The sequence below is a fragment of the Virgibacillus tibetensis genome (assembly GCF_036026595.1).
GTDB lineage: Bacteria > Bacillota > Bacilli > Bacillales > Amphibacillaceae > Virgibacillus_P > Virgibacillus_P tibetensis.
The window spans coordinates 19,220-30,939 of the sequence record NZ_JARZFX010000009.1; the positions used below are offsets into that span (position 1 = coordinate 19,220).

Annotated in this window: 8 protein-coding genes and 1 riboswitch; of the genes, 3 read left to right on the forward strand and 5 right to left on the reverse strand. The window is 39.4% G+C overall.

Features of this window, described 5'->3' with window-relative positions:
* Positions 1-40: 40 nt before the first annotated feature.
* From menH to QGM71_RS15405, 3 genes are read right to left on the reverse strand one after another with little or no spacing between them, the layout of a single operon-like run.
* Positions 41-844 carry a 2-succinyl-6-hydroxy-2,4-cyclohexadiene-1-carboxylate synthase gene (gene menH, locus QGM71_RS15395; protein ID WP_327608564.1) on the reverse strand — a complete coding sequence of 268 codons (804 nt, stop codon included), beginning with the start codon at positions 842-844 and terminating at the stop codon, positions 41-43.
* A 4-nt stretch (positions 845-848) separates the two neighbouring features.
* Positions 849-2,588: a 2-succinyl-5-enolpyruvyl-6-hydroxy-3-cyclohexene-1-carboxylic-acid synthase gene (menD, locus tag QGM71_RS15400; protein WP_327608454.1), complete on the reverse strand. Its 1,740-nt coding sequence runs from the start codon at positions 2,586-2,588 to the stop codon at positions 849-851.
* A gap of 2 nt (positions 2,589-2,590) precedes the next feature.
* Positions 2,591-3,976: an isochorismate synthase gene (locus QGM71_RS15405; protein WP_327608455.1), complete on the reverse strand. Its 1,386-nt coding sequence runs from the start codon at positions 3,974-3,976 to the stop codon at positions 2,591-2,593.
* Positions 3,977-4,135: 159 nt separating this feature from the next.
* Here QGM71_RS15405 and QGM71_RS15410 point away from each other — a divergent pair, with 159 nt between their 5' ends.
* Genes QGM71_RS15410 through QGM71_RS15420 form a run of 3 tightly spaced genes read left to right on the forward strand, consistent with a single transcriptional unit; the run spans position 4,136 to position 5,892 of the window.
* On the forward strand, positions 4,136-5,071 hold the full coding sequence (locus tag QGM71_RS15410; RefSeq protein WP_327608456.1) for a 1,4-dihydroxy-2-naphthoate polyprenyltransferase: 936 nt from the start codon (positions 4,136-4,138) through the stop codon (positions 5,069-5,071).
* A 53-nt stretch (positions 5,072-5,124) separates the two neighbouring features.
* Positions 5,125-5,520 (forward strand): hotdog fold thioesterase, encoded by a 396-nt coding sequence (locus QGM71_RS15415; RefSeq protein ID WP_327608457.1) that lies wholly within the window; start codon positions 5,125-5,127, stop codon positions 5,518-5,520.
* A gap of 18 nt (positions 5,521-5,538) precedes the next feature.
* Positions 5,539-5,892 carry a TraR/DksA C4-type zinc finger protein gene (locus tag QGM71_RS15420; RefSeq protein ID WP_327608458.1) on the forward strand — a complete coding sequence of 118 codons (354 nt, stop codon included), beginning with the start codon at positions 5,539-5,541 and terminating at the stop codon, positions 5,890-5,892.
* A 75-nt stretch (positions 5,893-5,967) separates the two neighbouring features.
* On the opposite strand, the gene QGM71_RS15425 is transcribed toward QGM71_RS15420, so the two are convergent.
* Both QGM71_RS15425 and QGM71_RS15430 read right to left on the reverse strand, forming a co-directional pair.
* Positions 5,968-6,552, reverse strand: a complete 585-nt coding sequence (locus QGM71_RS15425; protein WP_407703040.1) for an ECF transporter S component — start codon at positions 6,550-6,552, stop codon at positions 5,968-5,970.
* A 165-nt stretch (positions 6,553-6,717) separates the two neighbouring features.
* Positions 6,718-6,865, reverse strand: a riboswitch (FMN riboswitch).
* A gap of 322 nt (positions 6,866-7,187) precedes the next feature.
* The gene (locus QGM71_RS15430; RefSeq protein WP_327608566.1) at positions 7,188-11,609 is read right to left on the reverse strand and encodes a S8 family serine peptidase; all 4,422 of its coding nucleotides are present in this window, start codon (positions 11,607-11,609) and stop codon (positions 7,188-7,190) included.
* Positions 11,610-11,720: the final 111 nt, after the last annotated feature.

Consider the following 11,720-nt stretch of genomic DNA (forward strand, 5'->3'; position numbering starts at 1 on the left):
TGTATGGTTACTATTACTATTTTTCATAAAACAACACTACTTATTGTTTTGAGAAAATGAACTCAGTTACTATTCTACCAAATTTTTCGGCTTGTTCCACATGAATTGCATGTCCAGCACCTTTAATAATTACTAACTCACCTGAATATAAACGTTTTTCCATCAATTTATTGATATCAATAAATTTTTCATCATGCTCTCCTGCAAGCAATAACACCGGCCCGCTAAGCTGATCGAGCTGCTCCCACCATGATGGTTGTATCCCTGTCCCCATAAAGCGCAGTGACTGAGCAAGTCCTTCTGCAGATTGTAAACTTCTTTCTTCCCGGATTTTATAAAGTACTTCTGTTGGCAAGCTTCTTTGGGTATGAAAAAGTGGAATCTTTTCCCAAAAATCAACGAAACTCTCGATTCCTTCCCTTTCCAATTTTTGGGCAAGCTCTTCATCCTTCTCAATACGGTGGCTGCGTATTGACTTCTCACCCAATCCTGGTGACGCACTTTCTAAAATTAAGGATGAAATTTTTTCTGGATACAACATTGCAAAGGACAAAGCCGTTCGCCCTCCCATAGAATAGCCGAGCAATGAAAAGGAATCCAAATTCAAATGATTAGCTAGTTCTAATAAGTCTTTACAGCATTCTTCCATCGTTTTGCTGGTGCGTGTCTTTGTTCTACCATGACCCGGCAAATCAATTGTAATGATTTGCAGATCATTAGACCAATTGGCTACAAATTCAGACCAAGTGGTTGTGCTTCCCGTAAACCCATGTAACAGAACAAGAGGCTTGCCTTTTCCATGAGTCTCATACCAATATTCGGCTCCATTAATTGAAAAATACACCTGCTTATCCCTCATTTCCAAGTAGTTCATTTTCAATTACTTGCCACTTAGTACGATGCCATTCTGTGTTTGTAGATCGATCTGTTCTTACTTCAACAACTGATAAACCTTTATGCTGGTAGCTTGCATACAGCACTTCTTTTAATTCAGCTTCTGTCTCTGGTCGATTATAATTTCCACCATACATCGAAACGGCTTTTTGAAAGTTTATATCCATCGGCGTGCCAAATAATGCTTCGAAATGCTTCTTATCGTTTACTTGGGGCAGAAATGAAAATATACCTCCGCCATCATTATTAATAAGCAGGATTGTGATATTTAGATTATACTGTTTCGCTGCCATTAAGCCGTTCATATCATGGAAAAATGATAAATCCCCTAGCAACAAGGTGATGTCCTTTCCACCGGTAGCAGCCCCCAGTCCACTTGAGACCATTCCATCAATCCCGTTCGCGCCACGGTTTGAAAAGATGGACAGTTTTTTAGGTGTAGTCATAAAGAAAGTATCCAGATCTCTTATCGCCATACTATTTCCTACATATATATAGCTTTGTTCTGGTGTTGCTTCAAGCAACGCCCTTACAGCTTCTCCTTCCGTTATTTGTTCTTCCATTCCATACAGTAAATGTTTTTTTGCGATTTGATTCATTTCCTGCCATTGACTTAACCAACTCTGCTCAAATTTCAGTGCGGCTGAAGCTTTAACTAGGTCTTTACAAAGCATTGTCGGATCGGCGAATACAAATGTAGTAGAATTCCCGGCAGGTTCTCGAAAACCATTAAAGTCCTCCACAATAAACTGGAGTGCTTCCTTATGCTGTTGTAAATAAAAAAGATAAGCTTTTGAAACAGGCATTGCACCAAAGCGTATTATAAAATCTGGTTTTAACCGCTCACGTACAGTTTCATTTCGCAATATGGCATCATACCCTTCTATTACGTGCGATTTAGAGTGAGGACCCGAACGCACTTGGGATAAGGGGTCTGCCAATACAGGTAATCCCCATTTTTCTGCAAGCCGGATTACCCCATCTGCAAAATCATCGCCTACTTGCGGACCACATACAATTACCCCTTTTTTCTTATGCTGAATCTTATGGAGTAATGCGTGAAGTTGGTGTTCATCTACTTTCTTCTTCCCTGGCAGCGTTGGAATATAGGATTGTTCGTGTTTTTCTCCCCATATATCCTTTATTGACAAGTCAGGAAGTAAAGGCTCACGAAATGGAAAATTTAAATGAACAGGTCCCGGATTATCCTCCTTCGCTGCATAATATGCCCTTGCTGCTTTGCTGCGAACATACTCCAGCATAGTTGGAGTAGCTTCTGGTAAAGCCATCTCATGGAACCACTTGACATAGTCACCGTATAATTTCAGCTGTTCAATAGCTTGCGGGGCACCTACATCACGTAATTCAGGTGGACGATCTGCTGTTAAAATAATCAAGGGAACCCTGCTGTAATGCGCTTCTACAATTGCAGGAAAATAATTAGCTGCTGCTGTTCCAGATGTACAAACCAATACAACCGGACGTTTCGTTTCTTTAGCTATACCTAGTGCAAAAAAAGCTGCAGAACGTTCATCAATAATAACCCATTCCTTTACTTGATCATGCTCAGCTAATGTGATTGCCAATGGGGTAGAGCGAGAACCTGGTGATATCACAGCGTCCGTTAAGCCGTTTTTGGTCAGTTCATCGATGAAATTCCCAGTATACCTAGTTAAAATCTCTCTATGGTTCATCCTTAGCCTCCTAAAACAGATAGCATTGGCAGAAGCTTAATATTCGTTTCTTCATACTCTGCTTCTGGATCTGAATCCTTTACTACACCACATCCAGCAAATAAGGACGCTTCATCTCCCTGGATAAGCCCGGAGCGAATGGCTACAGCAAATTCTCCATTTTGATTACTATCCAACCAACCAACTGGAGCCCCGTACCAGCCCCGGTCCAGTAATTCGTTATCACGAATAAATTGCAGTGACTCCTCACGGGGTGTACCGCCCAGCGCTGGTGTAGGGTGCAGTTGCTTAATAATATCAAAAATGCTATATCCTTTCTTCAATGTTGCTGTAACAGGTGTGTATAAATGCTGCAAATTTTTAAGAGGATAGATTACAGGTTCATCTGGAATTTCCAAATCTGTACAATAATTTTTTATAGCATGTTTAATCATCCTTACAACAAAGTCATGTTCTTGCCTGTTCTTTTCATCATGAAAAAGGGAATGACTAATTGCCATATCCTCCTCTTCTGTGTGCCCTCTTGGGGCTGTCCCAGCAAGACAAGTGGATAACAAATGATCTTTCTCAATTTTCACCAAACGCTCTGGAGTAGCGCCAACAAAACAATCATCATTCTTTTCTAGGGCAAAAATAAAACTATTTCCCTGGGTCTGTATCAAATTCTCTAAAACAGTTGTTATATCGGCTTTCTTATTAAACTTTAAGCGTACTTCTCTTGCCAAAACTATTTTTTCTGCTTTGTTTTTTCTGATTTCTTCTCTCGCTTGACGTACAGAATCTTTCCATTCACTTGGTTGAATTTCTATTTTCTCATTAGTAATTAATCCGTTTGTGTTTCTTGGTCTCTCTGAAAAGAACGTCGCTTCCACTTGCTCCAATTCGTTTGCCAGCTGTATTGCATGGTCATCTCTTTTCAGTCTGATATTTATTGTGAAATAATAACTTCCGTCCTCTTTGGTAAGCATATATTCTGGAATCGTAAACTGACTCGCACTAAACTTCTTCCATAAATCAGTTCGTGGTTTTTTTGGATCAAAGGCCATGCCTCCCAATGTGACAATTCCTGTACCTGGCACTTTGTATGGATTGTAAACAATTGCCTCGTCCAATAATTTACTCCACTGATTTTCAGTTACTTCAAAACGCTCTTCCTCTGCAACGATTTCCACTGCATTACCTACACCAACTATATAAAAATCATCTATTGTACTTGTCCAAAATGTGCGATTCTTTTTCATACCCTTAGCCACTTCAAAAAAATGAAGTGGATCTAATGGTGCTATTTTCTTCGTAATACTCAGCAGCTGCATGCCATGCTGAGTTTCTATTTTTTTTATTGCCTTGTCCAATATATCTTCTAATTGCTCTTCCTTTATTTCAATCATCTATATAAAACCTCCGTTAAACATACAATGACAAACTTCCATATCTATTTTATTCCCTTTTGAGATGTTTCTCAAGGAAATCCTTCTCGATAATTGACACGCTTTGACAAATTCCCTAAGATTAATATGATATTTAGTACTTTCAGGGGGAGAAATAGCATGCAATCTAAAGCAAAAATAAATATTAAACAAGCCTTAAATGAAAGAGAAGGCTTTCAAATCTGGTGGCGTCTGTTACGTCCGCATACACTAACTGCCTCATTCGTACCTGTTTTCGTAGGAACAATGCTTGCATATATTGATGGATCGATACATGTATTCGTATTCTTAGCAATGCTTTTTGCATCCATACTAATTCAATCTGCAACGAATATGTTCAATGAATACTATGATTTTGCTCGAGGGCTGGATACGGAAGATTCTGTAGGGATTGGTGGTACCATTGTACGAGATGGCATCAAACCCAAAACAGTTTTAAACCTTGCTATTGCGTTCTTTGGGATTGCACTGTTACTCGGTATTTATATTTGCCTTATGTCCAGCTGGTGGATTGCAGTAATTGGTTTAATAGGTATGCTCTTCGGTTATTTATATACAGGTGGACCTATACCAATAGCTTATACTCCATTCGGAGAAGTTTTTTCCGGTTTTTTTATGGGAACAGTAATTATAGGGGTTAGCTATTTCATACAAACAGATACACTCACTGCAGAGGTAATTTGGATATCTATACCAATCGCTATCTTTATTGGCACAATATTATTATCAAATAATATACGCGATTTGGATGGAGATAAAGAAAACGGGCGTAAAACAATTGCTATTTTAATTGGAAGAAGAAATGCAATTCGTTTTCTAGGTCTACTCTTTATTATAGCATTTAGTCTAACCTTTTTCTTTATTATAGTTGGGATTCTTCCACTATGGTCAATTATTACTATACTTGCCAGTATTAAGACTGTTGATGTAATTAATAAATTTAAAGGGAAAACACAACCGATTGAGATGATGCCAGCAATGGCTGCAACAGGAAAGGCAAATACGATTTATGGATTTTTGCTAGGTATTTCATTGCTAATCAGTAAATTTATTTAATCATCCACCTTGGTTCACACACTGCAAGCACTCAGTAAAAAAGGAGCTTATTAATGAAGCAATTTGACAAGACACTGATGAACTCACTAGGGATTGAATTAGTTTCTTTCGACAAAAACTTAATCGTATTATCGATGCCTGTTGATCATCGAACCCACCAGCCCGCAGGTTTTTTACATGGTGGTGCTAGCGCAGCGCTTGCTGAAACTGCTGCCAGTATCGGATCCTACGCCCATGTAGACCCTGAAGCTGTAACTATTTTTGGAGTTGAAATAAACGCCAACCATATAAAAAGTAAACGTAACGGAATAGTAACAGCTAAGGCTACACCACTTCACATAGGAAAAACTACTATGGTATGGGATATAAAGATTTTAGATGAAGAAGAAGAACTGATCTGCGCCTCCCGATGTACCATCGGTATTGTACCAAAAAAGAAATCGCCATGATTACGGAAGGAGATCTTTATGAGTAACCATCTTAGTCAGGAAGAGATAAAAGATTTCAAAGAACAATTACTAAAATTAAAAAAGGAAAATTTAGAAGCAATGGAGTCAAGTCAAGGTACTGGGCCAAATGAATCCATTGCCGAACTTGCAGATTATGACAATCATCCAGCCGATATGGGTACTGAGCAGTTTGAACAACAACGAGATCAAGGATTAAACTTAATCCGCAAAGACCGGCTGCAGGAAATAAATGATGCGCTGCAACGAATTGAAGACGGAACATATGGCTTAAGTGAAAAATCAGGTGAGCCAATCCCGGTGGAACGACTTAAAGCACAACCAATGGCCAGAAACTTAGTGGAAGAAGAATAAATTTTTACTCTCAAAAAAACCTTCTCTATCGTTTAGAGAAGGTTTTTTTAAATTAGAATTTCATTAAATTAACTATCAGGCAACTTTTGCTTGCTTCTGCTCTATCCATGTACGCATTTTTACAAATAGCGGAATAAACAACAGCCCTACAACTATACCTTTTATAATATTAAAAGGTAGAACACCAGCTATAACGGATATCCATTTTACTTGTTCACTCATTTCCCATCCCATAAACCATGCATAAGCCGGTAAGATAAAGAAATAATTTAAAACACTCATACCTAAAGCCATAATAATAGTCCCGGTAACTAAACCAGACACTATACTTTTTACTCCTTTAAACTTGTGATAAAGAATAGCTACAGGTACAACAAACATGATGCCTGCCAGGAAATTGGCAGTAACCCCAATTGGGTCTCCTGCTCCTGATACCATCAAGTAAAGGATATTTTTAACTGCTACTACGATAATTCCTGCCACTGGAGAAAAAATTAGTGCAGCCATTAACGCAGGTACTTCACTAAAATCAATTTTTAAATAGGGTGGTAAAAATGGTAACGGAAAATTAAAGAAAAATAATACGAGTGATATTGTTCCTAGCAATGCTAGAATAATAAGCTTTAATAATTTTGATGATTGCTTGGTTGTTTGCATCATCATTCTCCCCCTTCATCTTAAATCGATTCCTATCTCGTGATGAAGGATAGCCAACTTCCTTTTGTACCTTATTAAAAAAGCACATAAAAACCCTAAAGCTTAATGGGGCTTTAGGGTATAAAAATTCACAGGAAAAACTAAGTGCATACGCACCAGATTTTGGCTCGACATCTTCTCCCATCCAGACTGTAACTGTCGGTTCTGGAATTACACCAGATCAGCCACTCAGCAGTATGCTTTGTGGGTCACGGACTTGAAGCAACATTTGCTCCTTACCGTCGGTCGGGAATTTCACCCTGCCCCGAAGATTGGAATCGATATTTTATTGTCAATTTTTATTATACATAGTTTCATTGTATTTGAAAAGGGTTCTGCTTACATTTTAGAACATTAGCGCAGGTCATTCGTTTTTAGTTGGCCTACCACTAGAAAATTGCTGTTGGCTTATCATAAGAATAGTCCGAAAAGGGCACCTGGCATTGGCGCTGGAGCCGGACGTGGCTGTTTAATTGTAAGAATTAAGTGCAGCCAAAATTTTATACATTCCTATTTCTTAAGAAAGGTGTAGAAGTTTTAACTTCTACACCTCAAAGACCTTACATCGTTATTTATCTGTAAATGCTACTCTAATGGAATTAATTATTACCTTTTCCATTATTCCCGTTACCATTGTCTTTTCCCTTTCCTTTTCCTTTTCCGTTGCCATTTCCATCTTCTTCAGTAATGAAAACTTTTCCTTCTGCTTGCGCACGTGTTTCATTATCAAAATCATCTACCACTTTAACTTCGATAACAGCGCCTTCAGCAAGAACATTACTAGGCACTGTCCAGTACCCGACATAATGACCTTCAGTTGTTTCTCTCATTGGTAACTCTGTTGCATTGGATGGTTGACCTGTTATATTTGTTAGTGGCATATGGACAGTAAATGTTGCATCTAATCCTGACTCACTATCAAATTCAATCATTACCGTTTCACCAGCTTGAACTTCCTGGTCTTCAGTTGGTGTAAGGTTTTCAATTTCTGGTGCGTTATATTTAACCTCAATAGTTACCGTCTCACTTGATGAATTACCGGCTAAATCCTGTGCAATAACTTCGATTTCATTTGAACCATTGTCGAGCAGGATGCGTTTCGAGTAGCTGCCGTCAGTGACTGTTGCCTTTTGCCCATTAACTTCTACAAAGTCAAGATTGGCATCAACTACGGCTCCTTCTACAGTTACTGTTTCACGATTTGTTTTATCGCCGTCTTGCGGGCTATCAATCGTTAACTCTGGTGACTCTGTATCCAAAGTTACTGTTACTGAGTCAGATTCATCTACTGGTGCACCGTTAAGCAATGTCACGGCTGTAATTTCATTATCGCCTTCTGCTAACTCAGTTGTTATAGCGAAGTTGCCATCATCGCCCACTTCAGTAGTACCTGCTTCTTCCCCGTTATTCAATAATTGTAAAGTAGTCGTAGGAGAAGCACTTCCTTCTACTGTAATTTCAGCCTCATTTGTAATTAAATCTTCTGCAGGTGACGTGATTACAGGCGCATCCACTTCATAGCTTACACGAGCACGAATCATATAGTTCCCTTCAGATGCAGGGGATTGTGACCATGCACCGCCAACTACTTGATAGCTGCGTTCAGCATAAGGCCCATTTTCATCTGTTGCTAACCCTGGGACATTAGGGTAGGCACCTGTTTGAATATATACCATATAGAAATCACCATCAACTTGAATAGCATTTTCTCTTAGGTCAACAATTGTCCATTCATCCAAACTTCTTACTGCTTCTGCTTCTATCGGGCCTGCTATTTTTTGACCTGGTGTACCATTAGCACCAGTAGCATCCCATACCTCTACAGCAAATTCCGTTCCACCTGGGTTTGGCCAGTCAGCATCATGGAATTGGAATACACCGTCTGTTACGATAGCAGAATCCTTCCCTTCAGGCAGGGACATTCTTACCGCCCAACCATTTCCTGCATCATAGAAAGCACGAGCATTTTCAGCTGTTCCGTCGTCGTAACCAATTTCACCACCAGGCACCGTGTAGAATGGCTCTAGAGAAATATTAACTTCTGTATCTCCATCCTCCAGATTCACTGCAACTTCTGTTCCGTGGTATCCTCTGGCTAATACCTTTAAGGTGTACATACCCTCATAAGCTGTTAGAGAGTAACTACCATCTCCGTCAGTTTCTACAGGAGTAATGTTAGCATCTTCTACCAAAAGTACTGTTGCCCCTTCAATAACTTCACCTGTAGCTTCATCAGTAACTATTCCACTTACAGTATTTTGTTCAACCTCTTCTAATGTAAAATCTACTGAAGAAACTTCATCTCTTTCAATTACAACTGACTGCTGTTGAGATGCATATCCATAAGCCTCTGCGAGAACTGTGAATTCTCCAGCAGCATGCAGGATGGAATATGATCCATCTGCCGGGCTTGTATTTACCGAACGACCACTTTCAAGTACACTTACCTGTGCACCCAAAGGCAATAACGTCGGATTAATTGCTTCCTTAACAGTAGGAGTTTCTTGCTCCTTAGATTGCATTGGTTGAATTTCTGATACAATTACCTTTTCTTTTAGAGTGTCTTTATCGATTTTATCTGTAACACCCGAATTTAAAGGTAATACTTCGTTTAATGCATGTACACTCGTATTTTCAATGCCGTTTTCTTGAGATGCACTACTATCTACTGACGTGTCTACCAATGCGACATCATCAATATATAAACCATCTCTTACAACACTTACATCTGTAGTTAAATTAAAGCTGATATAAACACGTTGACCACTATACTCTGACAGGTCAATTTCTGTACTTTCCCAACCATCAGAGACATTAGTCATGCGCATCAATTGGACCCAATCTTCTTGATCTGTTGAAATAAACACATGTCCAAAATCCCAGTTATTTTCAATGTTATACCATTGGTTAAACTGTAGGGATGTATTTTCTTCCGGCAAATCAATTGGTGGCATCATCAGTGATGTGTTAGCGTAGTTATCATATGGACCATCCAGATTTGTAGCATAAACATTTTCACCAGAAGTTGCACTTCCTGGACCTGATGTCGGTACGCCACGCTCCCAGCTGTTATTTTCGCCAAATACAGTCCAACCTGCAGGAGCTGATTCAAAGTCTTCCAAATACCCTACAGTAATTCCTTGTGCGACAGCAACAGTGTATTCTTCACTTGTTACTTCATTATTTCCAAAATCATTAATTACCCAGTAATAAGTTAGAGAATCACCATCAATATGCTCTCCAGGAATCAATGCAACATACTCACCTGATTTAAAGTCACCAGATATACGTGATGCTTCAACAGTTTGTTCTGCACCATCTGCATCTTGGTAATTTAATTCTACAGATGCAACACTAACATTATCACTAACTTGAATAGATAAATCTAAATTCATACCTGCATATGTTTCCGAAGGTGCTTCATGTTCAAACGTAGGTGCTTCATTATCTTCACCCTCTTTTGTCACTTGACCTTCTAATGTTCCTAGACCACTTATCATTGATGATACTGCATCATATGCATTAACTAATCCATATCCAAATCCATTATTAGGAGAATCAGGGAATTGGCTATTTGTTAATGGGGTAGCAGTCGATAATAAGATATCTTCTATATCATCAACAGATAAACTTGCATCCGCTTGACGCAGAAGTGCTACTACCGCCGACACAGCCGGGCCTGACATGGATGTTCCATTCCATCCACCTTCATAGCCACCACCTGGAACACTTGAACGAATATTTACTCCAGGAGCCGATATATCAGGTTTAATTTCGTCATAAGGTGAAGGCCCTTGTAAAGAGAAGCTTGCTAGTCCATCATTAATATCCGTTGCTCCTGTAGCAAATGATTCTGGGTAATTTGCTGGAACAGCAACTGATCCAGGCCCACCCGGGTTAGTAAACGTAGTATTCCCTGCTGAAAACTCAGGGAAAATTTCCGCTGCTCTCCAGTTAATTACTACATCTCTGTACCATTCATCAAGACCTGGTCCACCGCCCCATGAATTATTTACTACATCAGGAGCCATATCTACACGTGCATTTCCATCAGAGTCAGTAGGAGCTAAGATCCATTCGGCTGCTGCTAAAAGATCAACATCTGTACCTCCAGCCGCCGTAAACGCCTTAACAGCGATCCACTGTGCTCCAGGAGCTACCCCAACTTGATTGGAATTATCTGGTTCACTACCAACCATAGTACCGGTTACATGTGTACCGTGCCCTTGGTCGTCATATGCTTCATCTTGTCCAACTGTTGCATCAAACCAGTTAAAGTCATGATCAACTTCATCCGTTGCAGCATCGTATCCACGATACTTTTCTTTTAGCGCCGGATGATCCCATTGAACACCAGTATCAATACTTGCCACCACTGTACCAGATCCATCAATTCCCATATCCCAAACAGCAGGAGCACCAACACGTTCAACGTTCCACTCCACGTTAGCAATTTCGGATTCAGGGGTCTTTGCATCTTCTGTTACAGTTGTATATAATTCACGCGTTTCGTTAGGTAATATCTTTTCGACTTCTGCAAATGTAGCGATTTTTTCAGCTACCTCTTTTGTAGCTGTTACGGACATACCATTAACAATATGATAGGAATTAAAATCTTTTACATTACCTGTTGCTAGTTCTGTCTCCAAATATTTCTTCACATTATATTGTGACGTTAAGGAAGTTTCTCTTAATTCTGAAACAACAGCTGATCGCTGAATGAACTCAGATTGCTGGGCCGAAAGCTTAGCATTAGCTGATGACTCTTTAGCTTCTTTCGCTACCTTCACCGTATCTGCCTTTTCACTGAATTTGACTAAGAATGTTACTTTGTCATCTTTCATAAACTCATCAAAAAGACGTTCACTTACTTTCACTTGCGAAACATTATTGGAATCATTTAACGAATGGTGTAACTTTCCATTCGATTCCGCACTAGTGATGCCAGGTGCAATTAAAGAAAATGTCATTAGAAAAGTTGCTGCAATACTAAAAGCCCTTGTTTGACGTTTTTTCTTCATACTCAAAACCTTTTCCTCCCCTCGATTATATAACAATGTGTAACAAACACCAGGATGAGAACCACTTCAAACTAAAATACACCTCTGCCTCCTTCCCCAAATTAGGTTCTC